The 26,525-nt window shown below is 73.4% G+C and carries 27 protein-coding genes and 1 pseudogene; 17 read left to right on the top strand and 11 right to left on the bottom strand.

Annotated elements, in window-relative coordinates; genetic code table 11:
- Position 1 precedes the first annotated feature (1 nt).
- The gene (locus tag Q6348_RS12115; protein ID WP_304601534.1) at positions 2-1,111 is read right to left on the bottom strand and encodes a polyprenyl synthetase family protein; all 1,110 of its coding nucleotides are present in this window, start codon (positions 1,109-1,111) and stop codon (positions 2-4) included.
- A 9-nt stretch (positions 1,112-1,120) separates the two neighbouring features.
- A complete protein-coding gene (locus Q6348_RS12110) occupies positions 1,121-1,492 on the bottom strand; it encodes a hypothetical protein (RefSeq protein WP_304601533.1) in 372 nt (123 codons plus the stop codon).
- Between the two features lie 342 nt (positions 1,493-1,834).
- Here Q6348_RS12110 and Q6348_RS12105 point away from each other — a divergent pair, with 342 nt between their 5' ends.
- From Q6348_RS12105 to Q6348_RS12095, 3 genes are all read left to right on the top strand, one after another.
- Positions 1,835-2,908, top strand: a complete 1,074-nt coding sequence (locus Q6348_RS12105; protein WP_304601532.1) for a DUF4192 domain-containing protein — start codon at positions 1,835-1,837, stop codon at positions 2,906-2,908.
- Between the two features lie 45 nt (positions 2,909-2,953).
- Positions 2,954-3,343 carry a universal stress protein gene (locus tag Q6348_RS12100; RefSeq protein ID WP_304601531.1) on the top strand — a complete coding sequence of 130 codons (390 nt, stop codon included), beginning with the start codon at positions 2,954-2,956 and terminating at the stop codon, positions 3,341-3,343.
- Positions 3,344-3,497: 154 nt separating this feature from the next.
- Entirely contained in the window at positions 3,498-5,009 is a 1,512-nt protein-coding gene (locus tag Q6348_RS12095; protein WP_304601980.1) for an RNA polymerase sigma factor, read from the top strand.
- Positions 5,010-5,064: 55 nt separating this feature from the next.
- Here Q6348_RS12095 and Q6348_RS12090 read toward each other — a convergent pair whose 3' ends face one another.
- Together Q6348_RS12090 and Q6348_RS12085 are read right to left on the bottom strand one after the other, a co-directional pair.
- Entirely contained in the window at positions 5,065-5,292 is a 228-nt protein-coding gene (locus Q6348_RS12090) for a helix-turn-helix domain-containing protein (RefSeq protein ID WP_304601530.1), read from the bottom strand.
- Positions 5,293-5,886, bottom strand: coding sequence for a DUF2975 domain-containing protein (locus Q6348_RS12085; RefSeq protein WP_304601529.1), 594 nt, complete (start codon positions 5,884-5,886; stop codon positions 5,293-5,295). It lies immediately after the preceding gene.
- A 144-nt stretch (positions 5,887-6,030) separates the two neighbouring features.
- On the opposite strand from Q6348_RS12085, the gene Q6348_RS12080 reads away from it, so the two are divergent.
- Together Q6348_RS12080 and Q6348_RS12075 are read left to right on the top strand one after the other, a co-directional pair.
- Positions 6,031-6,477, top strand: coding sequence for a hypothetical protein (locus Q6348_RS12080; RefSeq protein ID WP_304601528.1), 447 nt, complete (start codon positions 6,031-6,033; stop codon positions 6,475-6,477).
- A pseudogene (locus Q6348_RS12075) lies at positions 6,372-7,883 on the top strand (DUF5671 domain-containing protein); the annotation flags it as partial. The gene Q6348_RS12080 and the pseudogene Q6348_RS12075, both read left to right, overlap by 106 nt.
- Before the next feature lie 282 nt (positions 7,884-8,165).
- Here the strand turns inward: Q6348_RS12075 and Q6348_RS12070 are convergent.
- Positions 8,166-8,606 (bottom strand): DUF456 domain-containing protein, encoded by a 441-nt coding sequence (locus Q6348_RS12070; RefSeq protein WP_491535456.1) that lies wholly within the window; start codon positions 8,604-8,606, stop codon positions 8,166-8,168.
- Between the two features lie 147 nt (positions 8,607-8,753).
- Complete coding sequence (locus Q6348_RS12065; protein WP_304601527.1) at positions 8,754-8,966, bottom strand: DUF7455 domain-containing protein; 213 nt, start codon at positions 8,964-8,966, stop codon at positions 8,754-8,756.
- Between the two features lie 137 nt (positions 8,967-9,103).
- Here Q6348_RS12065 and Q6348_RS12060 point away from each other — a divergent pair, with 137 nt between their 5' ends.
- Together Q6348_RS12060 and Q6348_RS12055 are read left to right on the top strand one after the other, a co-directional pair.
- Entirely contained in the window at positions 9,104-11,233 is a 2,130-nt protein-coding gene (locus Q6348_RS12060) for a DNA gyrase/topoisomerase IV subunit B (RefSeq protein WP_304601526.1), read from the top strand.
- 37 nt (positions 11,234-11,270) lie between these two features.
- Positions 11,271-12,308, top strand: a complete 1,038-nt coding sequence (locus Q6348_RS12055; RefSeq protein WP_304601525.1) for a GNAT family N-acetyltransferase — start codon at positions 11,271-11,273, stop codon at positions 12,306-12,308.
- A gap of 25 nt (positions 12,309-12,333) precedes the next feature.
- Here Q6348_RS12055 and Q6348_RS12050 read toward each other — a convergent pair whose 3' ends face one another.
- Entirely contained in the window at positions 12,334-14,787 is a 2,454-nt protein-coding gene (locus tag Q6348_RS12050) for a DNA gyrase/topoisomerase IV subunit A (RefSeq protein WP_304601524.1), read from the bottom strand.
- Positions 14,788-14,925: 138 nt separating this feature from the next.
- On the opposite strand from Q6348_RS12050, the gene Q6348_RS12045 reads away from it, so the two are divergent.
- The 4 genes from Q6348_RS12045 (at position 14,926) to Q6348_RS12030 (ending at position 20,073) form a co-directional block, all read left to right on the top strand.
- Entirely contained in the window at positions 14,926-17,610 is a 2,685-nt protein-coding gene (locus Q6348_RS12045) for a GNAT family N-acetyltransferase (protein ID WP_304601523.1), read from the top strand.
- A gap of 62 nt (positions 17,611-17,672) precedes the next feature.
- The gene (locus tag Q6348_RS12040) at positions 17,673-18,236 is read left to right on the top strand and encodes a DUF5998 family protein (protein ID WP_304601522.1); all 564 of its coding nucleotides are present in this window, start codon (positions 17,673-17,675) and stop codon (positions 18,234-18,236) included.
- A complete protein-coding gene (locus Q6348_RS12035; RefSeq protein WP_304601521.1) occupies positions 18,233-19,396 on the top strand; it encodes an alkaline phosphatase family protein in 1,164 nt (387 codons plus the stop codon). Before Q6348_RS12040 ends, Q6348_RS12035 begins: the two co-directional genes overlap by 4 nt.
- 29 nt (positions 19,397-19,425) lie before the next feature.
- Positions 19,426-20,073, top strand: a complete 648-nt coding sequence (locus Q6348_RS12030; protein WP_304601520.1) for a thymidine kinase — start codon at positions 19,426-19,428, stop codon at positions 20,071-20,073.
- 11 nt (positions 20,074-20,084) lie between these two features.
- Here the strand turns inward: Q6348_RS12030 and sepH are convergent, their stop codons facing one another.
- The gene (gene sepH, locus Q6348_RS12025; protein WP_304601519.1) at positions 20,085-21,242 is read right to left on the bottom strand and encodes a septation protein SepH; all 1,158 of its coding nucleotides are present in this window, start codon (positions 21,240-21,242) and stop codon (positions 20,085-20,087) included.
- 112 nt (positions 21,243-21,354) lie between these two features.
- Here sepH and Q6348_RS12020 point away from each other — a divergent pair, with 112 nt between their 5' ends.
- A complete protein-coding gene (locus Q6348_RS12020) occupies positions 21,355-22,176 on the top strand; it encodes an inositol monophosphatase family protein (protein WP_304601518.1) in 822 nt (273 codons plus the stop codon).
- 148 nt (positions 22,177-22,324) lie between these two features.
- Positions 22,325-22,624: a DUF4193 domain-containing protein gene (locus Q6348_RS12015; RefSeq protein ID WP_263578817.1), complete on the top strand. Its 300-nt coding sequence runs from the start codon at positions 22,325-22,327 to the stop codon at positions 22,622-22,624.
- On the opposite strand, the gene Q6348_RS12010 is transcribed toward Q6348_RS12015, so the two are convergent.
- The gene (locus Q6348_RS12010) at positions 22,594-23,070 is read right to left on the bottom strand and encodes a DUF3093 domain-containing protein (protein WP_304601517.1); all 477 of its coding nucleotides are present in this window, start codon (positions 23,068-23,070) and stop codon (positions 22,594-22,596) included. The genes Q6348_RS12015 and Q6348_RS12010 overlap by 31 nt on opposite strands.
- Before the next feature lie 64 nt (positions 23,071-23,134).
- Between Q6348_RS12010 and dut the strand changes: the two genes are divergently transcribed.
- From dut to Q6348_RS11990, 4 genes are read left to right on the top strand one after another with little or no spacing between them, the layout of a single operon-like run.
- Entirely contained in the window at positions 23,135-23,629 is a 495-nt protein-coding gene (gene dut / locus Q6348_RS12005; RefSeq protein ID WP_434061983.1) for a dUTP diphosphatase, read from the top strand.
- A gap of 38 nt (positions 23,630-23,667) precedes the next feature.
- On the top strand, positions 23,668-24,393 hold the full coding sequence (locus tag Q6348_RS12000; RefSeq protein ID WP_304601516.1) for a DUF3710 domain-containing protein: 726 nt from the start codon (positions 23,668-23,670) through the stop codon (positions 24,391-24,393).
- Complete coding sequence (locus Q6348_RS11995; RefSeq protein ID WP_304601515.1) at positions 24,393-24,788, top strand: OB-fold nucleic acid binding domain-containing protein; 396 nt, start codon at positions 24,393-24,395, stop codon at positions 24,786-24,788. The genes Q6348_RS12000 and Q6348_RS11995 overlap by 1 nt, the downstream gene beginning before the upstream one ends.
- Positions 24,781-25,491 carry a DUF3159 domain-containing protein gene (locus Q6348_RS11990; RefSeq protein WP_304601514.1) on the top strand — a complete coding sequence of 237 codons (711 nt, stop codon included), beginning with the start codon at positions 24,781-24,783 and terminating at the stop codon, positions 25,489-25,491. Before Q6348_RS11995 ends, Q6348_RS11990 begins: the two co-directional genes overlap by 8 nt.
- Here Q6348_RS11990 and Q6348_RS11985 read toward each other — a convergent pair.
- Both Q6348_RS11985 and Q6348_RS11980 read right to left on the bottom strand, forming a co-directional pair.
- Positions 25,418-26,092, bottom strand: a complete 675-nt coding sequence (locus Q6348_RS11985; RefSeq protein ID WP_304601513.1) for a potassium channel family protein — start codon at positions 26,090-26,092, stop codon at positions 25,418-25,420. The genes Q6348_RS11990 and Q6348_RS11985 overlap by 74 nt on opposite strands.
- Positions 26,092-26,525: TrkA C-terminal domain-containing protein (locus Q6348_RS11980; RefSeq protein WP_304601512.1), on the bottom strand; the 434-nt coding region annotated here is incomplete at its 5' end. The genes Q6348_RS11980 and Q6348_RS11985, both read right to left, overlap by 1 nt.

The following is a 26,525-nucleotide window of genomic DNA, read 5'->3' as shown; positions in this document are numbered from 1 at the left end:
GCTACATCGTGCGGTGCACGGCCGCGCGACCGAGCTCGACCAGGACCCGGCGCGGCTCTGGGGCCAAGGGTGCGGAGCCGAGCTCCGCGAGCGCGGGCTCGGCCAGGTCCGAGATCCGCTGCTCGATCTCGGCGACCGCGCCGCTGGCGTGCAGGAGCTCGCGGAGCTCGTCGAGCTGGGCCTCGGTGAGGTCGGCGCGGCCGAGGCGGTCGCGCAGCAGCCGGGCGTCGGCCTCGTCGGCCAGCGCTGCGGCGCGCACCACGAGCAGCGTGCGCTTGCCCTCCCGTAGGTCGTCACCGGCAGGTTTGCCGGTCGTCGCGGGGTCGCCGAACACGCCAAGGAGGTCGTCGCGCAGCTGGAACGCCTCGCCGAGCGCCGACCCCACGCGCCGCAGCCGTCCGAGGTCGTCCGGGCCGGCACCCGCGAGGGCGGCGCCCAGGGTCAACGGGTGCTCGACGCTGTAGCGGGCGCTCTTGGCGCGTACCACCGCCCGCGCGTGCGCCTCGTCCGCGCGTGGATCCTCGCCCCACGGGGTGACCTCGCCGAGCACATCCAGGTACTGACCCGCCGTGACCTCGACCCGCATCTCGTCGAAGATCGCCCGGACCTCGGCCCGCCGGCCGGCGTCCAGGTCGACGACCGCTGCGGTGAGCTCGCGCTCGCTGGTGATCAGCGCGAGATCGCCCAGCAGGATCGCTGCGGACTCACCGAACCGGGCGGCGTCGCCGGACCACTGTGCTGCGCGGTGCCGCGTCTCGAAGGCACGGTGGGCTGCGGGTCGACCGCGTCGGGTGTCGGAGGCATCCATCACGTCGTCGTGAATGAGCGCTGCCGCGTGGAAGAGCTCCAGTGCGCCTCCGACCCTCAGGGCGCGGTCCTGGTCCGCCGGGGAGGCGCCACCGGCCGCGGCGTGGGCGCGCCAGGACCAGAAGCAGAACGCTGCGCGCAGCCGCTTGCCACCGGACAGCGTCCCCGACAGCGTGTCGACGAGCGGGGTGCATGCTGGCCCGAGCGGGTCCAGCTCCGCGGCCAGCGAGGCCAGGTGCGCGGCGAGCAGGTTGTCGATGGCGCGGCGCACCCCGGCGAGGAGGTCGCGCGCGTCGTCGTTCACGCTTCAACCCTAGGGGGAACCGGCGTCCCGCACGCGGCCGCCGATCGTGATGGTGCGCGACCCGCCGTCGTCCACCACCCCGATGGAGACCAGCTCGTCGCCCCCCGACCGCGTGAAGGACGCCTCGGTGGTGGGCCCGGCGTCGGCGGTGCTCACCTCGGTGAAGCCTGCCGCGGTGAGCGACGTGCGGTACAGGTCGAGGACTGCCGGGATCGACATCTGGGTGTGCACGTTCAGGGAGATCTCCTGAACGTCGGCGTTGCCGATCGGCTCCGCCGACGTGACCAGGATCACGGCGTCGTCCGGGACCGGGATGAGGTCCGAGGGAAATCCCGGGGCGAGGCTGCCGACCTTCGAGTGGGCGTCGGGCGTGGCTGTCACGAGCGCCTCGGCAGACGGCGCCGACGAGCGAGCCGGGGCGTGCAGGCCGGCGGAGGCTCCCGCCTGTTCAAGGAGCGTGGGGTTGGGACCTTCGGGCAGCGGCGAGCACGCAGCCAGTGCCGGCGTGAAGGCTCCGACGAGGACCCCTGCGGCGACCGCCCACCGCGCACGGCGTCGACGGCGACGTAGGGCGGGGGTGCGCCGGGGCAGTCGCCGGGCGGACGGGGGCACGCCCCTAACGGTACGCCGTCGTGGCTGTCCACAGCGATCGCACGCGCGGGATTCCACAGGCCCGAGGGTCGATTCGCCCGCCCGGCCCTCGCGTGCCGCTGGGATGCCCGCATGACGACCACGATCCGCACGAACGAACCGCGCGAGCTCCTCGCCCTGATCCCGTACCAGCTGGGCTTCCGACCACGAGAGTCGGTGGTGGCCGTGTCCCTGCGGGGTGGGACTCGGGTGGGCCTCGTGGCCCGCGTCGATCTCGCGGATCTCGCTCACCCAGGGCACGGGCCGCGAGTGGCGCGCTCCCTCGTCGGGCACCTGCTCGACGACGGTGCGACGGCCATGGTCGTCGTGCTCTACACGAATGCGGACCTCGACGCCGCCGGGAACCAGGCGATCGCGCGCCTCGCGGACGCGGGCGAGCCGTACCTGCCCGAGCCCGAGTGCTGGGTGGTCGGCAGGGACGGCTACTACGCGCCGGCCTGCAGGGACCCGCAGTGTTGTCCGCCCGGCGGGCGGCCGCTCGCCGACCTCGAGGCCACCCGGATCGGTGCGGAGATGGTGCTGCTCGGCGCGCCCGTGGTCGATGACCGGGCGGATCTGGCGCGCCTGCCGCGGCCGGACGAAGCAGCGCGCCGGTCCGCTCGCCGTGCGGCGAAGCGGTGGACGGACCGAGCGCGCAGGACTGGCGGTGCCGATGCGCTGGCCCGCTGGCGGCGGGAGGGTCTGGAGGTCTGGCGAGGCCTCGTCGAGGGGGCGGACCCGGTACCGCCGACCCTCGGCAGGTGCCAGGCCGCGCTCGACGACCTGCTGGTGCGCGATGCGGTGCTCCTCGACCTGATCCCCGGGAGGGCGGGCCTCGCCGATCGCGTGGTCGCGGGATCGGACGGCTCCGAGATCTCCGCGGCGCTGCGTGAGCTCGTGGATCCGAACGAGGGCGTGGCGCCACCGGACCGGGTCGCAGCTGCCGCCACCGTGCTGGCCGCGGTCGCGGGCCACCGTCCCCGCGCTGCGGTCCCGGCGGTCACCCTGCTCGCGATGACTGCGTGGTGGCAGGGCGACGGCGCACGGGCTGGCGTGCTCGTGGAACGTGCCCTGGCGTCAGACCCGGGGTACCGGCTGGCAGTCCTCCTCGAGCAGACCCTGGCGGCCGGCATGCCACCCGGCTGGCTGCGCGAGCCCCCGGGGTGAGGTTCGGGTACCGTCGGCGCTGAGGCGAGCCTCGATGGAGGTCTGATGAGCGTCGTCGTCGGCTACGTCCCGACCCCCGAGGGGGAGGCTGCGCTGGCGACGGGCCTGGCCGAGGCGCAGCGCCTGGGTGGCGACCTGGTGGTCGTACTCTCCGACCGGGGTCGGTTCGGCGGGGCTGTGGCCGGCTCCGGCGAGGAGGCCGAGGCACTGCGTGCGAGGTTGGCCGACCAGCCGGTGCCTGTCGAGGTGCGCACGACGGCGCGGGGCAGGAACGTCGCCGAGGACATCGTCGGCGCCGCGGAGGAGGCCGGAGCGGTCCTCATCGTCATCGGCCTGCGACACCGGTCCCAGATGGGCAAGCTGCTGCTCGGTACGAACGCGCAACGGATTCTCCTGGACGCTGCGTGCCCGGTGCTCGCGGTGAAACCGACCTGATGGGGCGCGGTGCTCGTCGTCGAACCGGGTGAACCGCCGGCGTCGGGCATGTTCCAGAGCCCCCGGACGTTACAATAGGGGTCTGTCTCCCGGGCCGTGCCAGCGAGTCCAGCCGAAAGGTTTCCCTGTGACGTCTGTTTCCCCGCGCTCTGCCATGCCTGACGCCGAGCAGCCGACCTCGGCCGTGCCGGCCGCAGCTCGCCGTGCCTCCTCGGTCACCGCGGTGGTCGACGAGGAGGCGCGGAGCACGGACACGCGTACGGGCGGCACGCCGAGCGCCGGTGGGCCCGCGCGTGCCAAGTCCGGTGGCTCGAAGAGCGGCGGCTCGAAGTCCGGTGGTTCGAAGGGCAGTGGCTCGAAGAGCGGTGCCACGTCCAAGCGTTCCGCCGGCGCACGCGGCAAGGTGGCTGACGCGTCGCAGGACGCCGAGGAGCTCGAGGACGAGGAGGCCGAGTCCGAGGACGGCCCCACCGACGAGGACGTGGACCTCGACGCGACCGACGACGCGGATGACGACGACGCGACCGACGAGTCCGATGACGCGGATGACGACGACGCGACCGAGGACTCCGATGACGCGGACGACGAGTCCGACGACGCCGGCGAGGCGAAGGGTGCGACGGAGGGAGCGGCCTCGCGCCGTCCCCGGCGGGGCAGTGCGACGGCCTCCAAGGACTCGGACGAGGAGGACGCCGGCTTCACCGTCTCGGATGCCGACGACGACGACGCCCCCGCCCAGCAGGTCGTGACGGCGGGCGCCACCGCGGACCCGGTCAAGGACTACCTCAAGCAGATCGGCAAGGTCGCGCTGCTGAACGCGGAGCAGGAGGTCGAGCTCGCCAAGCGCATCGAGGCCGGCCTGTTCGCCGAGGAGAAGCTCGCTGGTTCGGATCCGATCGAGCCCAAGGTGCGTCGTGAGCTCGAGTGGATCGCCAACGACGGCCGGCGTGCCAAGAACCACTTGCTCGAGGCCAACCTGCGCCTCGTCGTCTCCCTGGCCAAGCGGTACACCGGTCGCGGCATGCTCTTCCTCGACCTGATCCAGGAGGGCAACCTCGGCCTGATCCGTGCGGTGGAGAAGTTCGACTACACCAAGGGCTACAAGTTCTCCACGTACGCCACGTGGTGGATCCGCCAGGCCATCACCCGCGCGATGGCCGACCAGGCCCGCACCATCCGCATCCCGGTGCACATGGTCGAGGTCATCAACAAGCTGGCGCGCGTGCAGCGCCAGATGCTCCAGGACCTGGGTCGCGAGCCCACCCCGGAGGAGCTCGCCAAGGAGCTGGACATGACACCCGAGAAGGTCGTCGAGGTCCAGAAGTACGGCCGCGAGCCGATCTCTCTGCACACCCCGCTCGGCGAGGACGGCGACAGCGAGTTCGGTGACCTGATCGAGGACTCCGAGGCCGTGGTGCCCGCCGATGCGGTCAGCTTCACCCTCCTGCAGGAGCAGCTGCACCAGGTGCTGGACACGCTCTCCGAGCGTGAGGCCGGCGTGGTCTCCATGCGGTTCGGCCTCACCGACGGTCAGCCCAAGACGCTGGACGAGATCGGCAAGGTCTACGGCGTCACGCGCGAACGGATCCGGCAGATCGAGTCCAAGACCATGTCCAAGCTGCGGCACCCGTCGCGGTCGCAGGTGCTCCGGGACTACCTCGACTGACGCTGTCGCCGACAGCCCGGGGAGGGTGGCCGTGGGGCCACCCTCCCGGTCGTCGTCAGGCGTCGTTGCGCACCTGGAGCACGTCGCCCGGCTGGCACGCGAGCGCCTCGCAGATGGCCGAGAGCGTCGAGAACCGGATGGCCCTGGCTCGACCGTTCTTGAGCACCGAGAGGTTGGCCAGCGTCAGGCCCACCCGGTCGGCGAGCTCGGTGAGCGTCATGTCCCGGGCCTCCAGCAGGCGGTCGAGCGTGACGACGACGTTGTGCTTGTCGGGCGGCGGCACCTAGATCACCTCGTCCAGCTCCTCGCGGAGCCGCTGCCCGTGCCGGATCACCTCGGCCAGCGCGAGGACGCACACCCCCACGATCGGACCGTCGAGCGTGAAGGCCGGCGCGAAGTCGGCGCCCCGCCCGAGGACGGTGCCGGCGAGCCGGTAGCTGCCGACGCCCGTGAGGAGCTGGACCAGCGGGCCGCCGACGAGCAGGACGACGCCGAGCGTGCGCATGATCGTCACCACCCCGCCACCGAACGGGTCGCCGCGACGTGCCCGCACGACGGCGAGGAGGACGAGGGTGACGGCTGCTCCGGCGAGGAGCGTGCTCGGCAGCCACAGCAGCACGCTCCACGCCGACTGGGCGGCCGCCGGGTCGGGCAGGCGGACGGTCACGGTCGCGTCGCGTGCGAGCTCGACGCCGGGCAGGAGCGTCGGCCCCGCCTCCGTGCCGAAGGCTGCCTCGGGTGACAGCGGGAACGAGACGGGAGCACCGCGCGCGGCCTGCACGGCCATGACGGCCGTCGCGGCGAGGAGCAGGGCGAGACCGATGCCGAGGACGGTGGCCGCGGCGTTGAGCCATCCGCGGCCGGCGGAGGTGTTCATGACCTCTCCTTATCGTGATTCGATATCTCGAGTATCGATAAGTACGGCCAGATGTCAAGGGACCTCGGGGCGCCGCCGCGCGTCCGCGTGGACCGGCTCACGAACCGGCTCACCCCGGGCTCCCGGACGCGGGACCATGGAGGCATGGTGACGAGGCCGAACCGGCTCCTGGCTGGGGCGCTCGTCGTGCTGCTCGCGATCGTGGGTGTCGCGACCGCGGTCGCGCTCACCCGAGGACCGGAGAAGGTCGAGGCAGGCTCGCCCGTCGCCGTGGTGCAGGACTACCTCACCGCTCTCGCCCGCGGAGACGTGACGGCCGCCGCGGCGACGTTCGACCCTGCGAGCGGGTGCACGGTCACCGACGTCGCCCGGGCATACGTCCCGGACCGGTTCCGGGCCGTGCTGCGCTCCCGATCCGTCGACGGTGACGGCGCGACGGTGCAGGTGGAGATCACCGAGGGAGCCGATGACCCCTTCGGCGGAGGGTGGAGCCACGACGAACGCTTCCTGCTCATCCGGCACGCAGGCTCCTGGCGTCTGACGGGCTCGCCGTGGCCCCTCGGCGTGTGCGGCGGGCGGGTGGCACCGTGAGGGGCATCGGCATCGTCTCGGTCCTGACCACGATCGGCATCCCGGTGCTTGTCGTCGTCCTGGTGGCGCGAGCGGTGTCGTCACGGCGGGGCGGCAGCGTCGGTGGTGGCCACGGCGTCCGGCGGTTCTTCCAGTACCTGCTGCTGCTCGGGCTCCTGGTGGTGACCCTCATGGGCGTCGTCGGGCTCGTGGGGTTGGCGCTCGGCACAGGTGTGCTCGCCGACACCGGGGGAGCGCTGGCCAGAGGTCTGACGTTCACGGTGTTCGGCGGCGGGTTGCTGGCCCTCGTGGTCGTCTGGACGCGTCGGACGGTCCGCGAGGACCCGACGGAGCTGGCCTCGGTGGCGTGGACGGTGTACCTGACGCTCGCAGGGTTGGTGCTCGCGTTCACCACAGCGGGGTACCTCGGCACCGCGGTCGCCGCAGCGCTGCGCGACGTGAGGGCCGACGCCGGCGCGATCGTCGGCGTCATCGTCTGGGGTGTGGCGTGGGCCGTCCACTGGCGCCTGACCCGGCGCACCCTCGACGAGCCCCGTGCGTTGGCGCTCATGGTGCTCGGTTCCGTCGCCGGCTGGGCCGTGTCGCTCACCGGCCTGATCGGAGTGCTGGGCCAGGGATTGGCGCTCGTCGTCCCGACGTCGTCGCTGGTCGACGGTGGCCGCGAGACGGCGGGTGTGGCGGAGGCGGCCGGCGTGCTGACCGCCGGTGTGCTCCTGTGGGTGCCGCACTGGGTGCGGCGGCTGTCGCGCTTCTCCACCGGGCCGGTGTGGCACGCGTACGTCCTCGTCGTGGGGGTCGGGGCCTCGCTCGTCGTGACCCTCACGGGGGCGAGCCTTGCGCTGTACCGCGCGCTGGAGTGGTGGGTGGGCGACCCCGGGCAGGTGGAGGCGAGCGCGTACCTGGCCGCGACCGCGCTACCGCTCGCGATGGGCGTGGTCGGGGGGCTGAGCTGGTGGTACCACCGCGCAGCTCTGGCTTCCCGAGCGGCCGTAGGGCGCACCGAGGTGACCCGCGTGCACGAGTACCTGCTGTCCGGGATCGCCCTCGCGGCGGCGGCGACCGGCGTGGCGCTGGTCGTCGTGGCGCTCGTCGACGTGCTCAACCCCGCTCCGCTGGTGGGCTCGGTCGTCAACGGCGTGCTCGCAGCGGTGACCCTGCTCGTCGTCGGCGGACCGCTGTGGTGGTGGTTCTGGCGCCGGGTCGAGCGCGCCCGGCGCGCCGACCCCGCTGGGGAGGTCGCCTCGCCCACCCGGCGGGTCTACCTGGTGCTGCTCTTCGGGGTCGCCGGGCTGGTGGCCGTGGTGGTCGTGCTGGTGGCGGCCTTCATCGTGATCGACGACGTCGTGCGTTCGACCGTCGGCTCGGGCACGGTGCGGGACCTGCGGGTGCCACTGGGGGTCCTGGTCGCCGCAGGTGCGATGAGTGGCTACCACTGGATGGTGCAGCGCGAGGATCGGGCGGCGGCGCCGCCCCCCGCGGCTCGCACCGGCCCGCGCCTGGTGCTCCTGGTCGGCCCGCGCGACGACGCCCTGACCGCGTACGTGCACCGCGCCACCGGCGCGAGGGTGGATGTGTGGCCGGCCGACGGGCCGGCGTGGGAGCCCGAGGCCGTGACGGCCGCCGTGGCCGGTCTCACCGGGCCGCGCGCCATGCTGATCTCCGGACCGGACGGTCTGCGGATCGTCGGATCAGGCTCCGACACCGCTCAGCACGGCGATGAGCCAGGCCCCGGCGGCGAGCAGCGCCAGGCCGAGCTCGATCAGCATGCCCAGCGCAGTGGCCTTGACGGCGTGCCAGGCCGACGCCCAGGCTCTCGCGGGGTCGCGCAGCCGTCGGTACTCCATGGCGAACAACCCGGCGGGGAAGAAGACCAGCAGCCCCAGGACGGGCAGCACGAAGAACCCGACGACGCCCGCCATAGCGGCGACGACGATCGATGACCGTGGCACACCGGAGGATGCGACGCGCCGACCGGTGAGCAGGTAGGTGGCCGACCAGCCGCACGCCAGCAGCACCAGGCCGACCCCCGTCACGACCCAGGCCGAGGTGCTCCGGGTCGCCACGGCCCACACGACCAGGGCCCCTGCGATGACTGGTGAGCCGGGCAGGACCGGCAGGACGATGCCCACCAGCCCGACCAGGATCGCCAGGCCGACCAGGAGGGTGACGACGTCGATAGGGGGCTCCGCGAGGTCTGGACGGGGTACGACACCGCCGCCGGCTCAAGCCGGCGGCGGTGGTGGTCGTGGGGTCGGCCCGGGTCGTCGGGTCGCAGGTCAGCGCAGGGCCGCTCCGTGCTCCTCGGCCAGGCGATCGGTCTCGTCCTGGACCTGGAGGGCGACGTCGGCGTAGGCGGCCGCGTGCTTGCGGGCGTGGTGCCCGCAGAACAGCAGCTCCCCGACCGGGAGGACGACGCGGACGTAGGCCTGCGCGCCGCAGCGGTCACAGCGGTCCGCCGCGGTGAGCGGTGCGAGAGTCGTCGTGGTCATGCACCCATGGAACCACGGGATCGGCGTCCGGCGAGCGATGGCGGGGTCAGGTTCGCTGTCCGCGTAGCAGGCGCCGCACACGGCAGCGCGGGGCGCCTGCGTGAGGGTGACGGTGCTCTCGTCTAGGCTCGACCGCCGTGACCAGCACGCTGTCCGAGCAGAGCTACACCGCCCGCCACCTCTCGGTGCTCGAGGGGCTCGAGGCGGTGCGCAAGCGCCCGGGCATGTACATCGGCACCACGGACTCCCGCGGCCTCATGCACTGCGTGTGGGAGATCGTGGACAACGCGGTCGACGAGGCCCTGGGCGGCTACTGCACCCACATCGAGGTGATCCTGCACACCGACGGTTCGGTCGAGGTGCGCGACGACGGCCGTGGCATCCCGGTGGACATCGAGCCGAAGACCGGCCTGACGGGTGTCGAGGTGGTCTTCACCAAGCTGCACGCCGGCGGGAAGTTCGGCGGGGGCTCCTATGCCGCCTCGGGTGGGCTGCACGGTGTGGGGGCCAGCGTCGTCAACGCGCTGTCCGAACGGCTGGACGTCGAGGTGGACAGGAGTGGCCGGACGCACCGGATGACGTTCCACCGCGGCGAGCCGGGAACCTTCGCCGACGGCCCGACCGGTCCCTCGACCGGGTCGGCCTTCACGCCGTTCGTGGACCACTCCGAGCTGGCGACGGTCGGGAAGGTGCCTCGCAAGGTGACGGGGTCCCGGATCCGGTTCTGGCCGGACCGGCAGGTGTTCCCCGCGACCGCGGTGTTCTCCGACGAGGAGCTGCACGGCCGACTCCGGCAGACGTCGTTCCTGGTCCCGGGCCTGCGACTGACCGTACGGGACGAGCGTCGCCTGCCCGGCACGCCGGGTGCGGACGGGCCATGGGTGGAGGAGTTCGTGCACGACGGCGGGGCCGTCGACTTCGTGGACTTCCTGGCCACCGACCCGGCCTTGACGGACACCTGGCGGCTCACCGGCAGCGGGTCGTTCACCGAGACGGTGCCGATGCTCGACGACCGGGGGCACCTGGTCTCCACCGAGGTCGAGCGCGACTGCGAGGTCGAGGTCGCGCTGCGCTGGGGGACGGGCTACGAGACCGAGGTGCGCAGCTTCGTCAACATCATCGCCACCCCCAAGGGCGGCACGCACCTGACCGGCTTCGAGCAGGCCCTGGTCAAGACGGTGCGCAAGCAGGTGGAGAACAACGCGCGCCGGCTGAAGGTGTCCACCAAGGACTCCAGCGAGCGCATCGAGAAGGACGACATCATGGCGGGGCTGACCGCTGTGCTCACCGTCCGCCTCGCTGAGCCGCAGTTCGAGGGTCAGACCAAGGAGGTGCTCGGCACGGGCCCGGTGCGGCAGGTGGTCGCCAAGGTCGTGGAGGGCGAGCTGACGGCGCTGCTCACGTCGGGCAAGCGGGACCTGAAGAACCAGTCGGCGACCGTGCTGGACAAGGTGGTCGCGGAGATGCGCGCGCGCCTGTCGGCCCGCAAGCAGAAGGAGATCTCCCGGCGCAAGAACGCGCTCGAGACGTCGGCGTTGCCGGCCAAGCTCGCGGACTGCCGCAGCGACGACGTCGACCGTTCCGAGCTGTTCATCGTGGAGGGGGACTCCGCGCTGGGCACGGCGAAGCTCGCCCGGTCCTCGGACTTCCAGGCGCTGCTGCCCATCCGCGGCAAGATCCTCAACGTCCAGAAGGCCTCGATCTCCGACATGCTGCGCAACGCCGAGTGCGCGGCGATCATCCAGGTGATCGGCGCAGGGTCCGGACGCACGTTCGAGCTCGACCAGGCGCGCTACGGCAAGGTCGTGCTGATGACCGACGCGGATGTGGACGGGGCCCACATCCGCACCCTCCTGCTGACGCTGTTCTTCCGGTACATGCGGCCGATGGTCGACGCGGGGCGCGTCTTCGCCGCGGTCCCGCCGCTGCACCGGGTCGAGGTGATCGGGGCCGGGTCGAAGAAGAACGAGTACCTCTACACGTACTCGGAGGCCGAGCTCGCGCAGACCCTCAAGCGGTTGGACCGCGCCGGGAAGCGCTACAAGGACGACATCCAGCGGTACAAGGGCCTGGGCGAGATGGACGCCGACCAGCTCGCCGAGACGACGATGGATCCGCGCCACCGCACGCTGCGGCGGGTCACCGCGCGCGACGCCGCGGCCGCTGAGCGGGTGTTCGAGCTGCTGATGGGCTCCGAGGTCGCCCCGCGCAGGGACTTCATCGTGGCCGGCGCGGACCAGCTGGACCGGGCGGTCATCGACGCGTGAGTTCGTCGCAGGCGCCACAGGCTCTAGGTTGGTCCCTGTGACACCTCCGCCCGTCCGGCCCGACTCGCCGATCGCGTCGCGGGCCGATGCGCCGGCGGTCCTCGAGGTGCCCTCCTCGCACCTCGGGTTGACCTGGCGACCGCTGCGGGTCGGGGACATGGAGCAGCTCGCCGACCTGGTCGCCGCGATCGAGGTCGCCGACGCGGCGCCACGTCGCACCGCACCGGCGGAGCTCGAGCAGTGGCTGACCTCCCCGTGGATCGCGCTGAGCACCGACTCGCTCGGGGGCTACGACCACACGGGCGTGCTGCGCAGCTACGGGGTCGTCGAGATCCGCCCTGGCGACCGGTCGTGCGTGCGGGCGTTCCTGTTCGGCGGGGTGCACCCCGAGTGGCGCGGCGGGGGGTTGGGCCGCGCCCTGGTGGCCTGGACAGAAGGCCGGGGCCGTCAGATGCTCGCGGCGACCGACCGGTCCGGACCCGCCCGGCTGGCCGCGTACGTCAGCGAGTCCGCACGGGACTACCGCCAGCTGTACGCCGCGGCCGGCTTCAGCCCGATCCGGTGGTACACCGACATGCGCCGCGACCTGTCGGAGCCGCTCCCGGAGGTCGCCGCCGTCCCAGGGATCGACGTGGTGGGTTGGTCACCGGAGCTCGACGAGGTCGTCCGGCAGGCGCACAACGCGGCGTTCGTGGACCACTGGGGGTCCCAGCCGCACACCGCGGAGTCCTGGCAGGCCTGGGTGCACGGACCGCACGACGCCCCGCAGTGGAGCCTCGTCGCGCTGGACACGGCCGGCGAGGTCGCCGGTTACCTGATGTCGCAGCGGCACGGCGCGGACCTCCAGGGCTTCGCGAGCGGGTTCACCGCGGTGCTCGGCGTGGTGCCTCGGTGGCGCAGGCACGGACTGGGGTCCGCGCTGCTCGTGCGCGCGCTCGCGCTGTACCGCGACGCAGGCATGGCGTACGCGACGCTCGACGTCGACTCGGAGAACCCGAGCCGTGCGCACGACCTGTACGAGCGCCTCGGCTACCGCCCGACGCACGGCTGGGTGCTGTACAGCGTCGAGATCTGAGGTCGCGGGCCCCCGCCCGGACCCGTCAGCCGACCGCGTGCACGGGGGCGGCGAGCGCCGTGCCCGATCCGTCCCGGCGACCGTCGGGGGCGGGGAGCTCGACCGCTTGACCTGCTGATCCGCACGCCCGGGCAGGTGCGGGTCCGACCCACGCGAGGATCAGGGCGTCCTCGCCCCGCAGGAACCGCTGGGCGCGCACGCCGCCGGTCGCCCGGCCCTTGCCGGGGAAGACCTCGAACGGGCTCACCTTGGCCGAGCCGGCCTGAGTCCCCGGCAGGGCGTCACCGGCGCCCGCGATGGTCACCACGTGCGCCTCGGACCCGGCCGGGACCACACCGGCGAACACCACCGTCGAGCCTGCGGCGAGCTTGATCCCGGCCATCCCGCCCGCCGAGCGGCCCTGCGGTCGCACCGCCGAGGCGGCGAAGTGCAGGAGCTGGGCGTCAGAGGACACGAGCACGATCTCGTCGTCGTCGGCCACCGGGAACGCCCTGATCACCTCGTCGCCGTCCTTGAGGGAGATCACCTCCCACGCGTCCCGGTTAGGCGCCGCGTCGCGAGCGACCCGCTTGACCACGCCGGTGGCTGTGCCGAGCGCAAGGGTGGGCGCGTCCTGGTCGAGAGCGGTCAGGCCGACGACGCGTTCTGCGCGCTCGAGGGCGACCAGCTCGCCGACGGGCACACCGCCGGACAGCGACGGCGGACCGTCGGTGGGCGGCAGTGCGGGCAGGTCCACGACGCCCAGTCGCAGCACCCGGCCCCGCGACGTCACCACGCCGATGTCGCTGCGCGTCGTGGTCGCGACAGTCGCGCCGATGACGTCGTGGGCCGCGCGGCGCCCCTCGCGGGGCGGCGGCGTGTCGTCCGCCGTCCGGGCGATGAGGCCGGTCGCGGACAGCAACGCGACGCACGGCGTGTCGGCGATCTCGAGCGGTGTGGCTCCCGAGCGGGGCGCGGCCGCCTCTCCGGCGACCCCCGTGCCACCGGCGTGCTCGAGCAGGATCGTGCGGCGCGGGGTCCCGAAGGTCTGCGTCACCTCGGCCATCTCGTCGCTCACCACGGTGCGAAGCCGCTCGTCGTCGGCCAGGATCGCCTCGAGCTCGGTGATCTCCTCACGCAGCTCGTCGGCCTCGCGCTCGAGCTCGAGCGTGGAGAACCTGGTCAGCCGCCGCAGCCGCAGCTCGAGGATGTAGTCGGCCTGGGGCTGGGTCAGGTCGAACACCGACATGAGACGGTCGCGGGCGGCGTCTGCGGTGTCCGAGGAGCGGATCACCTGGATCACCTCGTCGATGTCGACGATCGCGATGAGCAGTCCCTCGACCAGGTGCAGCCGTTCCCGGCGACGGTCCAGCCGGTACTGCGAGCGCCGCCGGACCACGGACAGGCGGTGCTCGACCCAGACCGCGAGGAGCTCGCGCAGCCCCATGGTGCGCGGCTGGCCGTCGACCAGCGCCACGTTGTTGATCCCGAACGAGTCTTCCATCGGGGTGTGCTTGTACAGCTGCTCGAGCACGGCGTCCGGGTTGAAGCCTGACTTGATCTCGATCACGAGGCGCAGACCGTGCTCCCGGTCGGTGAGGTCGGTGACCGCAGCGATGCCCTGCAGGCGCTTGTGCTGCACGCCCTCCTTGATCTTCTCGATCACCCGCTCGGGACCGATCATGTAGGGGAGCTCGGTCACGACGATGCCCTTGCGGCGCGGTGTGACGTTCTCCACCCGGCTCGTGGCGCGCGTGCGGAACGAGCCACGGCCCGTGCGGTAGGCGTCCCGGATGCCCTCGAGGCCGATGATCTTGCCCCCGGCGGGTAGATCAGGTCCGGGCACGAACCGCATGAGGTCCTCGAGCGTCGCGTCCGGGTGGGCCACCAGGTGCCGGGCGGCGGCGACGACCTCGACCAGGTTGTGCGGAGCCATGTTGGTGGCCATGCCCACCGCGATCCCGGACGCACCGTTGACGAGCAGGTTCGGGATGGCCGCCGGCAGCACGCCTGGCTGGGTGAGCTTGTTGTCGTAGTTGGGCACCAGGTCGACGACGTCCTCGGACAGGCCGTCGACCATCGCCATCGCCGACGGCGCCAGGCGCGCCTCGGTGTACCGGGCCGCGGCGGGGCCGTCGTCGAGCGAGCCGAAGTTCCCATGCCCGTCCACCAGCGGCAGCCGGAGCGCGAACGGCTGCGCCATGCGGACCAGGGCGTCGTAGATCGCCTGGTCGCCGTGCGGGTGCAGCTTGCCCATCACCTCGCCGGTGACCCGGGCGCTCTTGACGTACCCGCGGTCCGGCCGCAGCCCCATCTCCGCCATCTGGTAGAGGATCCGGCGCTGCACGGGCTTGAGCCCGTCGCGGGCGTCGGGAAGCGCCCGCGAGTAGATCACCGAGTACGCGTACTGGAGGAAGGAGTCCTCCATCTCGGCGGCGACGTCGATGTCGACGATGGTCTCGTTGACCTCGGCGTCGGTCGGACCGGGACGGCGGGCCATCAGGCTCCCTCGGGTGGGCGGCGGGACATGACCCGCCGGTGCCGGGCGGGCACCCCATTCTGGCCCCCGTCGCGGACCGGCCCCGACAGGCGCGCGGGCTCGGCCGCCTCGCGCGCTCGGAGTGGCTAGCCTGGCGACGTGGAGACGGGCTACCCCACGCACTGGGAGGCCGACGTCGTCCTGAGGGACGGCGGGACGGCGCACGTCCGCCCGATCCGTCCCGAGGACGCCGACGCGCTGCAGGCCTTCCACGAGGCGCAGTCGCAGCAGTCCACGGTGTTCCGGTTCTTCGCCCCCCTGGAGCGGTTGCCGGAGGCGGACCTGCACCGGTTCACCCATGTCGACCACCGGGACCGCGTCGCGTTCGTGGCCGTGGCAGACGCGCCGGGCGGCGAGCAGATCCTCGCGGTCGCGCGGTACGACCGGGACGGCACGGAGGACGCCGAGGTGGCGTTCAACGTCGCCGACGCCCACCACGGTCGCGGGCTCGGCTCGGTCCTCCTCGAGCATCTCGCCGCCGCCGCGCGCGAGCGCGGCGTGCGGCACTTCACCGCGGACGTGCTGCCGCACAACCACCGCATGCTCACGGTGTTCCGCGAGGCCGGGTACGCGGTCACCCAGCGCCTCGAGGACGGAGTGCTGCGGGTCGAGTTCGGCATCGACCCGACGGAGACGTCGCTGGCGGTGATGGCGGATCGCGAACAACGGGCGGAGGCGCGCAGCATGGCGGGGCTGCTGTCGCCGCGCTCGGTGCTCGTGCTCGCCGAACCCGGCCCGGGGGCCGACCTGGGTCTGGCGACCGCGGTCGCGCGACACCTGGCGAGCCCGGGCGACGGTCCGGAGGTGCACACCGTCGGCCTGGCCGACCCGGTGCCCGGCGCGCACGCAGTGGCGGGCCCGGCGGGACTCGACTCGGTCGACCTGGTGGTGCTCTCCGTCCCGGCCGTCCGGGCGGCAGCCGCACTGCGGGCCTGCGCGCACCTGCGGGCACACGGTGTCGTCGTGATCTCCGGTGGCTTCGCAGAGACCGGGCCAGAGGGGCTGGAGCGGCAGCGCGAGCTGCTCCGGGTGGCGCACGGAGCGGGCATGCGCGTGCTGGGGCCGTCGAGCTACGGCTTCTGGCGAGGCGCGGCGGACGGCCCCGCCGTCAACGCCTCGCTCGCGGTGGACGCGCCACGTCCCGGGGGCGTGGCGCTGTTCTGCCAGTCCGCGCCGCTCGCCGTCGGGCTCCTGGCATCCGCGCGGCGCCGTGGACTCGGGCTGTCGACCTTCCTGTCCGCGGGACACCGCGCGGACGTGTCCGGCAACGACCTGATGCAGTTCCTGCGGCAAGATCCCTCGACCACCGTCGCGGGCCTCTACCTGGAGTCGATCGGCAACCCCCGGAAGTTCGCCCGCGTCGCGCGCAGGCTCGCGGCGACGATGCCTGTCGTCGTGGTGACCGCGGGCCGCTCCGGGCACGTCGTGCCGGCCGGCCACGCCGTCCGGCGCACCCGGGTGCCGCGTCGGGCGCTGGACGAGATGCTGCGCCAGTCGGGCGTCGTCCGGGTGGACAGCCAGCACCAGCTGTTGGACGTGGCCCAGCTGTTCGCCAGCCAGCCGCTGCCGACCGGACGGCGCGTCGCGGTGCTCGCCGGTTCGGGAGCGCTGGCCGCCCTGACCGCGGAGGCCGCGTCCGCGGCGGGGCTCACGGTGGCTGAGCAGCGCGCGATCCTGCCCGGCGGTGGCCACGGCCCCAAGGACCTTGCGCGCCTCGAGGAGGAGCTGCGGGCGACGCACGCCGGCGACTGCGACGCGGTGGTCGTCGTGCACGTGCCCACCCTCGGGGCCCCGGACCCGCGCATCGCGGAGGCCGTGGCACGCAGCGCGGCCGCGGGGCGGCCCACGGTGGCGGTCATCCTGGGCCTGTCCGGCCTGACGCCGGAGCTGACGGCACCGGGGCCCGACGGAACCCCCCGGACGGTGCCCGCGTACGCCACCCCGGAGGACGCGGTCGCCGCGCTCGCGGCGACCACCCGGTACGCAGCCTGGCGTGCCGCGGACCACGGGTCCGCGCTCGCACCCTCGGGTGTCGACCGGCCGGGCGCGCGGGCGCTGGTCGCCGACGTGTTCGAGCGACTCGTGCCCGGTGCGGGCGGTGACCCGCAGCCGGTCGAGCTCACCGCTGAGGAGTCCACCCGGCTGCTTGCCTGCTACGGGATCCGGGTGTGGCCCTGCGCCATGGTCGCCGATGCGGACGCGGCGGTCAGGGCCGCCGAACGCCTGGGCTGGCCGGTCGCGCTGACCGCCATGAATGCGCGACTGCGGCACAGGGTGGACCTGGGCGGCGTGCGCCTGGACCTACCGGGCCCGGGCGCGTTGCGGGAGGCGATGGCAGGTGTGCTCGCGGCCCACCCGGACGCCGGCCCGTGGCGGGTGCAGCAGATGGCTGAGCCCGGCGCTTCGTGCGTGCTGCGGTCGACCGAGGACCCGCGGTTCGGCCCGGTGCTGTCCTTCGGGCTCGCGGGCGACGCCGTGGACCTGTTGGGCGACGTGGGGTACGGCGTGGCGCCGCTGTCCGACACCGACGTCGCGGAGATGGTCCGCTCGGTGCGGACGTCGGCGCGGCTCTTCGGCTACCGCGGCGTGCCGCCGTTGGACGTCCGGGGCCTGGAGGACGTCCTCGGGCGCCTGTCGGTGATGGCCGACGACCTGCCGGACCTGAGGCAGGTGGAGCTGCACCCGGTCGTGGTGGGCCCCTCGGGCGTCGCGGTGCTCGCGGCCTACGTCGCGGTGGCGCCGGCCGGCCGCGTGGACGCCGGGCGCCGAGCCCTGCCCACCTGATCGGGGGACGTCAGGGGGCGCGGGGGCCCGTACGGGGATGCGAGGATGGCCGGGTGCGTCCCATGACCGACCTGCGTGAGAGCCTGACCCTGGCCGGCTACTACCCGGACCTCGTCGGCGACGTCCTGGACGTCGCCCTCGGCGGGGAGGAGGTCGTGGCACACCTGGTCCACCCCGAGACCACGTTCGACCGCACCGAGGTGCGCCGGCACGTCACCGTGCTGGTGCTCACCCCGACACGCCTGGTCCTCGCCCACGTCGACGACCACCCGGCGGACTCCGAGCACCCGTCGTCGAGCGCGTCGGCCACCACCGAGTCGGTGCCGCTGCGTCACATGCACACGGTGGCCCTGACGCATGTCGTGCCGGTTCCCGAGCGGCACGTGCCGGGCACCGCGCCCACCGAGATCACCCTCGCGCTCGGGTGGGGTGCGGTCCGGCGTGTCGACCTCGAGCCCGCCACCTGCGGGGACCCGAGCTGCGAGGCCGACCACGGGTACACCGGCACGGTCGCACCGGACGACGTCGTGGTGCGCGTCTCGGCCGAGGCCGAGGGCACCGCGGCCGTCACCGCGGCCGTCGATTTCGCACGGGCGCTCTCGCAGGCGACGACGGCCACCCGGTGACGCTGGACCTGGCGGAACGGGGGCTGGTCGGCCCGGACCCCGGTGGCTGCAGCCTGGGGGAGGTGCTCCCGGCGGCGGCGGGCGTGCTCGGCCTCGACCTGCCCGGCGGATGGGCAGGGTCGGCGGCGCGGGCCCGGAGCCGGTTCGACCTCCCGCAGGCGGACCGGGTGTGCGTGGTCCTGGTGGACGGCCTCGGCCTGCTCCAGCTGCGCGAGCGTGCCGGCCACGCAGCCTTCCTGCGCGGGCGGCTGCCGGAAGCCCGGGAGCTCGTCTGCGGCTACCCGTCGACGACCGCCGCCTCGATGGGCCTGCTCGGGACGGGCCGCGCGGCTGGTCGCACCGGTCTGGTCGGCTACACGGTCCGCAACCCGCGCACCGGGCGGCTGGCGAACCTGGTGTCGTGGGACGGGGCCGACGAACCGGAGGCCTGGCAGCGCGAGCCCAACCTCACCCGGCTGGTCGCCGAGCAGGACGTTGCGGTGACGTCGGTCGGACCGCCGGAGTTCCGCGGCTCGGGGCTCACGCGGGCGGCGTTGGGGGGCGGCCGCTACATCTCGGCCGTGGCCTGGGAGGACCGGGTGGACGGCGCACTGCGCGCGCTGCGCGAACCGGGGCTCGTGTACCTCTACTGCGGCGACGTGGACAAGGCAGGGCACCAGCACGGCTGGCGTTCGGCGCAGTGGGGCGATGCGCTGAGCGAGCTGGACCGCGGGCTGGGGCGGCTCGCCCGTGGGATGCCCGCGGGCACGGTGCTCCTGGTGACCGCCGACCACGGCCAGGTGGAGATCGATCCCGCAGACCTCGTGGACGTGGGCTCCGTCCCGGAGCTGGCCCGTGACGTCGAGCTCGTGGCGGGTGAGCCGCGTGCGGCCGCGGTGCACGTCGCCAGCGGCGCCGACCCCGCCGGTGTGGCGACCCGCTGGCGCGAGGTCCTGGGGGACAGGGCGCTGGTGGTGACCCGCGCCGAGGCGATCGACCTCGGCTGGTACGGCGACGTCGCCGCGCACGTGGAGCCGATGCTGGGCGACCTCGTGGTCGCCGCGCTCGGCCGCGCCGGGGTCGCCGACTCACGGACCCAGACCCCCCACTCCCTGACGCTGCGGGGGATGCACGGGTCGCTCACGCCGGACGAGATGCGCGTGCCGCTGCTCGTCGCCTGACACCGAGAGAACCACCCCAGGAGGTCACCGTGGCGGAGCTGGTGTTCTTCAGCGGCACGATGGACTGCGGCAAGTCCACGCTCGCCCTGCAGCTGGACCACAACCACGCCGCGGCGGGGCGGGGCGGCGTCCTGTACACCCGGCAGGACCGTGCCGGTGCCGAGGTGCTGTCCTCGCGGCTCGGCCTGCAGCGACACGCCGAGGAGGTCGACGACGGCACCGACTTCTGGGACGACGTGGTGCGTCGCCGGCTCCGCGGCGAACGGATCGACTACCTGGTGTGTGACGAGGCGCAGTTCTACCGCCCCGAGCAGGTCGAGCAGCTCGCCCAGCTGGTCGACGAGATGGGGATCGACGTCTACGCGTTCGGGATCACCGCGGACTTCCGCACCCGGCTCTTCCCCGGCTCGGCTCGGCTGGTCGAGCTCGCGGACCGCGTCGAGGTGCTCCAGGTGCCCGCGCTGTGCTGGTGCGGGGCACGGGCGACGCACAACGCCAGGACCGTCGGCGGGACGATGGTCGTCGAGGGGGACCAGGTGGTGGTGGGCGACACGGGCGCCGCGGCGGAGGTGGGCTACGAGGTGCTGTGCCGCCGTCACCACATGCGGCGCATGACCCACGCCGCGGCGCGCGCGACGACGCAGCAACCGGACACGCTCCCGTTCGAGGTGTCCTGACCGGGGCCGGCCTACTCCGGTTTGGCGCCGAACACGATCTCGTCCCAGCTCGGCACTGAGGCGCGGCCCTTACGCCCGCGAGGGCGTCGGGGCGTCGGCTCCGACTGCCGGCCGGTGTCCTCCGGCGAACGGGACGGTGACGGCGCGGAGGCGGTCGGACCGTCGGACGCGGCCGTCGGCTCGTCGGGCTCCGCCCGGTCGGCCGGCTCGGGCACGTGGTCGCCGCGCCGCGGGATCTCCAGGACGGTCGCGTCGACGGCCTCCTGCGGACGCGAGTCCGCGGGGTGGGCGGCCGGGGGCATCGTCAGCCCCGGGTGCTCGAAGTCGAAGGCGTGCTGCGGACCGAAGCCTTCGAAGTCGTCGCCATCGTCCTCCGCGTCCGGGTCGAAGGGTTGCCGCACGCCCCGCCTGCCCCGCAGGTCCGCCAGGAGAGCCTCGGTGCTGTCCAGCGCGTTCTCCTCCTCGGGGTCCTCCGGCTCCTCCGGTTCGCGATCCACAGCGGCCAGCACCGGTCGCAGCGCCATGCTCACGTCGGTGTCCGGACCGGCCGGTGGCTCGCGGTGCCGCACCGCGGACAGGTGCCTGCGCGGCACGACGCCGTCCGGAAGCTCGGTCTCGGAGAGCCAGCGGGCCTCGTCGTCGACCGCGCGCAGCGTGCGGGCGCCCAGGTCGAAGGACCACCGTGCGGTCCGCGCCTCGCCCCCGACCACGAAGCGCAGCAGGACCGACCAGGGGCCGGAGGCGTCTCGGAAGGCGTCCCAGCCCACAGTTGCCGGATCCACCCCGCGGGTCGCGAGCCGGTCCTCGGCGAGGTCACCCAGGGCCGGCGCGTCCGACTCGTGGCCGATGCGGCTCTCGCGTGCCTGGCGCGTCACCCAGTCGCGCTCGGCCAGCACCGGCCCCTCGTAGCGCCGCACGATCTCCACCGGCACCCCGGCGGCCTCGGCGACGTCGTCCGCACTGACGCCCGCGCGGATCCGGGCCTGGATCTCCCGGGGAGGCATGCTGCTGGCCGCCTGGGCGCGCAGCTGCTCGAGCTGGGGTCGGTCCCGGCGGACGGCGGCCCGCAGTGCGTCGTCGATGGGCAGGGTGAAGCGCTGCCCGTTCGGACCCTCCAGCACGACACTCCCGCCGTCCTCGTCCAGGCCCACCAGTCGCAGCTCGCTCATCGGCACCTCCTCGCGGCCAGGTACGAGACTGCCACCTGATGCGCGCGCTGCCACGCAGGCGCCCCGGTGCGCCGCCGCCGCGCGACGCCGACGCGTCGGGCAGGATGGTCGGATGGACTCCCGTGTGCCTGACCTGATGCGTACTGCCGAAGCTCTCGCCCGCGAGGCGGGCGACCTGATCCGGCGGGGTCCGGAACGAGTGGACGTGGCGGGGACCAAGTCGAGCGCCACCGACGTGGTGACCGCCATGGACCTCGCCGTGGAGACGCTGATCCGGGACCGCCTGCGCGAGCTGCGACCGGACGACGGGGTGCTCGGGGAGGAGGACGGTCTGCAGGCGGGTCCGAGCGGACTGACCTGGGTGGTCGATCCGATCGACGGCACCGTGAACTTCCTGTACGGGCTCCCGGTCTACGGCGTGAGCATCGCGGTCGTGCAGGGCCGGCCCGACCCGGGCTCGTGGACCCAGCTGGCCGGCTGCGTGCACAACGTGCCCGATGCGACCACGTGGACGGCCGGGTCCGGCGCCGGGGCGTGGCAGGACGGGCGGCGGTTGCCGGCGATGGCCGACCGTGGCCTCGACGGGGCGCTGCTGGGGACCGGGTTCGGGTACCGCGCCGACCGTCGCCGCACCCAGGGCAGGGTGGTGTCCGCGCTCCTGCCGCGCGTGCGGGACATCCGCCGGATCGGCGCGGCGTCCGTCGACCTGTGCCTGCTGGCGGCGGGCGCGTTGGACGGGCACTTCGAGCGCGGCCTGAACCCGTGGGACATGGCGGCGGGCGCCCTGCTGGTGACCGAGGTCGGGGGCGTGGTCACGGGGCTGCGCGGGAACCCGGCCGGGGAGGCGATGACCGTGGCGGGGCCGCCGACGCTGGTGGCCGAGCTCTGCGAGGCCCTCGAGGAGCTCGGAGCGGACGCCGACACCGAACCGTGACCGCAGCCGCGTGCATTCCGCAGCGGGATGGTGCACAATCCCCTCGCCGCCCGCCCTGGGAACAAACGAGGGCCGTCGTGCATTGACGACGTACCACCCCGCGCGATGCCGGGGATGGCACCGACGACACGGAGTGTGAACACGCCTGATGGCAACCGACTACGACGCCCCTCGCAAGACCGAGGAAGACCTCTCCGAGGACTCGCTCCAGGAGCTCCAGGCGCGGCGCGCCGACAAGAACTCGGGTGTCGTCGACGAGGACGAGGCGGAGGCTGCTGAGGGTTTCGAGCTGCCCGGTGCCGACCTGTCCGGCGAGGAGCTCTCGGTCCGCGTGCTCCCGCGCCAGGCCGACGAGTTCACGTGTGCAAGCTGCTTCCTGGTGCACCACCGAAGCCAGCTCGCCGGCGAGCGGAACGGTCAGCCGATCTGCTCGGAGTGCGCCGCCTGAGCCTCCGTGATCGCCGCGGCGAGTGCCGCCGCGTGGCGTGAGGAGACCAGCCACTGCGGCGTGGGGTCTGCCGGGTCCAGGACCGGCACGACGACGGCGCCAGGGAGCCACGAGCGCACGAGCGCGAAGTCACGCGCGTCCGACCCTGGCCCGAGGGCCACGTGCAGTGCCGCGCGGTCGATGACCCGTGCGCGTCCGAGGAGGTGCACGGGGATGTGCGCCGCTCCGGCCACGAGCTCGCCGCCCCGGACGGCCACGGTCGGGGTGGTCAGCAGGATCCCGAGGATCAGCACGGCGAGCGTGATCACCGCGGCCACCACCATGGCGGTGCGGCTCAGCGGCGACAGCGTGACGGCGGCTACGGCTGTCGCGACCACGACCATGGCCCAGCCGAACGGACCCGGCCACAGGCGTTCGCGGTGTCGGACTGAGGGGTGGCTGCTCACGGGGCCATCCTCTCAGCCGGGCGGTGGTCCACGCAGCGACGTACGCCCGCTACAGTCGACGCTCGTGACGACCGCCGAGGACGACGCCGTGCCCGTGCTGGTGCACCGCACGTCGGGCGACGTGCCACTCCCGGCGTACGCGCATCCCGACGACGCCGGCGCGGACCTGTCGACGCGTGTCGACGTGGTCCTCGCGCCCGGCGAGCGCACGACCGTACCGACAGGTGTGCGGCTCGCGCTGCCGGCAGGGTTCGCAGGCTTCGTCCATCCTCGCTCCGGACTGGCCAGACGTCACGGACTGACGGTCGTCAACGCGCCCGGCACGGTGGATGCCGGTTACCGTGGAGAGATAGAGGTCACACTCCTGAACACGGATCCGCGCGAGACCCTGGTGCTGCACGCGGGGGACCGGATCGCACAGCTCGTCGTCCAGCCCGTGAGCCGGGCGCGTTTCGTGGCGGTCGAGGCCCTCCCCGCCTCGGCGCGTGGCGAAGGCGGGTTCGGATCGAGCGGCGGGTGGGCCGAGGCGCCCCCGTCGCCCCCCAGAGCCGATGGCTAGGGTCGGTTCCCGCAGGAGTCTGAGGAGGAGAGGCTGACGTGGGCATCTTCCGGCGTGGCGCGCCGTCCGAGGGACAGCCGCCGCACGATCAGGGAGTCGACGAGGCGTCGGTCGACCAGGCCGCCACGGACGCCGAGCAGACGGAGGAGGTCGTGGCCTCCGGTGGCCCGTGGGACGTCGCCGACCGACCCGAGCGCGGCTCGCGCATCGACCTGGGGACGATCTGGCTACCAGGCGTCGACGGGATGCAGCTCCGCATGGAGACCGGTGGGAACGGCTCGGTGGTCACCGCAGCCGCTGTGACGATCGAGGGCTCGAGCCTCCAGGTCCAGGCGTTCGCTGCCCCGCGCACCGCGGGGATCTGGGAGGAGATCCGCACCGAGATCGGCGAGTCCGTCACGAAGCAGGGTGGGTCGGTGGACGACCTGCCCGGGCCGTTCGGCCGCGAGCTCCTCGCCCGCCTCCCGGTGCGCACCTCCGAGGGGCGGACCGGGCACCGTCCAGCCCGCTTCATCGGCGCGGACGGTCCCCGCTGGTTCCTGCGCGGCGTCATCACCGGTCGCGCCGCGGTGGATCCTGAGGCCGCCCGCGTCCTGGAGGAGCTGTTCGCGGACATCGTCGTGGTACGCGGGCCGGAGGCGCGCGCACCCCGGGAGCTGCTGACGATGACCCTGCCCGACGCTGCCCCTGCACCGTCGATGCCCGACGCCAGAGGCCTGATCGACCCGTTCAAGCGCGGTCCCGAGATCACCGAGGTGCACTGATGAGCAGGCGGACCCCCACCGCCCATCGCAACGGCGTGCGCTCCGCGTTGCGGGGCATGATCGCGTCCCGCAACGAGATCGAGGCGGCCGAGGAACGCCTGGAGACCCGCAAGAGCGGCTGCACGGCCGTGGCCGAGCTGGCTCCCCGGAAGCGGGCGCAGGTCTCGGGCGTGCTGCGCAGCGTCCGGCTGCGCCCCACGACAGAGGTGCCTGCCCTGGAGGCCGAGCTCTACGACGGCAGCGGGTCGCTCCGCGTGGTGTTCCTCGGGCGGCGTGAGGTCGCCGGGATCGAGCCGGGGCGCCGGCTCCGACTGGAGGGCCTGGTCTGCTACCAGAGCGGTCACGCCACGGTGTACAACCCGCGGTACGAGCTCGTGCCGAGGCCCGGTGAGTGAGGACCAGTCCGCCGAGCGTCCCGGCGTCGGCGTGCCGGCCCGTGGGTTGCGGGCCGTGGTCGGCGAGGAGTTCTCGTTCGCCGAGGCCGTGGGCGGAGTGCGGGGCGTGGTGGAGTCCACCGCCCCCGGGTTGGTGTTCGTCGTCGTTTACGTCGTGACCCGTGCGCTGACCCCGGCGCTGGCCACCGCACTCGTGGTGGCGGTCGGCGCGGTGCTCGTCCGCCTGGTGCAGCGCACGCCCGTCACCCAGGCCTTGTCCGGCGTCCTGGGCGTCGGCATCGGTGTCGCGTGGGCCTGGTGGACGGGGCGGGCGCAGGACTACTTCGCCGGCGGCCTGCTGGCGAACCTCGGGTACCTGGTGGCGATGGTGGGGTCGATCGCGGCGCGGTGGCCCGCCGTCGGTGTCGTCGTCGCCCTGCTGCGCGGTGAGGACATGGCGTGGCGCACCGACCCCGGGCGCGCCGCGGAGCGCCGCCGGTTCAGGTGGGCGACCTGGGTGATGGCGGCCGTGTTCGCCCTCCGGCTCGCCGTGCAGGTGCCGCTCTACCTCGCGGGCGAAGGCGCCGTTGCGGCGCTCGGCACCGCCAAGCTCGCGATGGGGCTGCCGTTGTTCGCCGTGGCCCTGTGGCTCACGTGGCGGCTCGTGGCGACGCCAGGAGCGCGTGCAGCGCGTCCAGGTCCGCCTCCGCACCCGCAACCATGATCAGCTCGTCCCCGGCCTCGAGGGTGTCCTCCGGGGAGGGGGCGATCGGAGACGTGTCGCGCACGAGCGCCGCCAGCACGGTGTCCGGCGGCCACTCGACGTCGGCGATGAGGGTCCCGACCATCGGGGAGTCGGACGCGAGCGTGAGCTCGAGGATGTCGGCCCCGGACTGGTGGAAGGTGAAGATCTTCACCAGGTCGCCGACGGCCACCGCCTCCTCGACCATGGCTGTCATGATCCGCGGCGTCGAGACGGCCACGTCCACGCCCCATGCCTCGTCGAACATCCACTCGTTGCGCGGGTTGTTGACCCGGGCCACCGTGCGCGGCACGCCGAACTCGGTCTTGCACAGCAACGACACCACGAGGTTGACCTTGTCGTCACCCGTCGCCGCGACCACCACCTCGCACTCGTCGACCCGCGCCTGCTCGAGGGCGGACAGCTCGCACGCGTCCGCGAGCAGCCAGTCGGCGTCGGCGACCGAGGCCACCCGCATCGCTGCGGGGTTCTTGTCGATCAGCGTGACCTCGTGCTCGGCGGCCAGCAGCTCGCTGGCGATCGAGCGTCCGACCGAGCCCGCGCCGGCGATGACGACCCGCATCAGTTGACCTCCGGGACTCGCGTGCAGATGCGCTCGACCTTGGTCAGCTCGGTCGCGGGCGCGAGCACGTGCACCACGTCGTTCTCCTGGATGACGCTGCTCGGGGTGGGCAGGATGCCGTCCCCGTACCGCGTCAGGTAGGCGACCCGCGCCCCGGTGGCCTCCTCCAGGTGGCTGACCGGTCGCCCCGTCCACCCGGGGTGCAGGTCCACCTGGGCCATGACGATCTGGCCGGACGCGTCGCGGTACTCGTCGGTCGCGCCCATCGGCAGCATCCGGCGCAGCACCTGGTCCGCGGTCCAGCGGACGGTCGCCACGGTCGGGATGCCGAGTCGTTGGTAGATCTCGGCCCGGTGGGGGTCGTAGATCCGGGCGACCACGTTGTCCACCCCGTACGTCTCGCGTGCGACACGCGCGGACAGGATGTTCGAGT

Source organism: Actinotalea lenta, from assembly GCF_030586465.1.
GTDB classification, from domain to species: Bacteria; Actinomycetota; Actinomycetes; order Actinomycetales; family Cellulomonadaceae; genus Actinotalea; species Actinotalea lenta.
Note: the sequence above shows the minus strand (reverse complement) of the source record. Positions and strands in the feature narration are given on the sequence as shown.

Excerpts from the sequence above, each read along its gene's own strand:
- Q6348_RS12105 (WP_304601532.1), top strand. The coding sequence starts at position 1,835 with ATGACGACCACGATCCGCACGAACGAACCGCGCGAGCTCCTCGCCCTG.
- Q6348_RS12100 (WP_304601531.1), top strand. The coding sequence starts at position 2,954 with ATGAGCGTCGTCGTCGGCTACGTCCCGACCCCCGAGGGGGAGGCTGCG.
- Q6348_RS12095 (WP_304601980.1), top strand. The coding sequence starts at position 3,498 with ATGCCTGACGCCGAGCAGCCGACCTCGGCCGTGCCGGCCGCAGCTCGC.
- Q6348_RS12085 (WP_304601529.1), bottom strand. The coding sequence starts at position 5,886 with ATGAACACCTCCGCCGGCCGCGGATGGCTCAACGCCGCGGCCACCGTC.
- Q6348_RS12080 (WP_304601528.1), top strand. The coding sequence starts at position 6,031 with ATGGTGACGAGGCCGAACCGGCTCCTGGCTGGGGCGCTCGTCGTGCTG.
- Q6348_RS12065 (WP_304601527.1), bottom strand. The coding sequence starts at position 8,966 with ATGACCACGACGACTCTCGCACCGCTCACCGCGGCGGACCGCTGTGAC.
- Q6348_RS12050 (WP_304601524.1), bottom strand. The coding sequence starts at position 14,787 with ATGGCCCGCCGTCCCGGTCCGACCGACGCCGAGGTCAACGAGACCATC.
- Q6348_RS12040 (WP_304601522.1), top strand. The coding sequence starts at position 17,673 with ATGACCGACCTGCGTGAGAGCCTGACCCTGGCCGGCTACTACCCGGAC.
- sepH (WP_304601519.1), bottom strand. The coding sequence starts at position 21,242 with ATGAGCGAGCTGCGACTGGTGGGCCTGGACGAGGACGGCGGGAGTGTC.
- Q6348_RS12020 (WP_304601518.1), top strand. The coding sequence starts at position 21,355 with ATGGACTCCCGTGTGCCTGACCTGATGCGTACTGCCGAAGCTCTCGCC.
- Q6348_RS12015 (WP_263578817.1), top strand. The coding sequence starts at position 22,325 with ATGGCAACCGACTACGACGCCCCTCGCAAGACCGAGGAAGACCTCTCC.
- Q6348_RS11995 (WP_304601515.1), top strand. The coding sequence starts at position 24,393 with ATGAGCAGGCGGACCCCCACCGCCCATCGCAACGGCGTGCGCTCCGCG.
- Q6348_RS11985 (WP_304601513.1), bottom strand. The coding sequence starts at position 26,092 with ATGCGGGTCGTCATCGCCGGCGCGGGCTCGGTCGGACGCTCGATCGCC.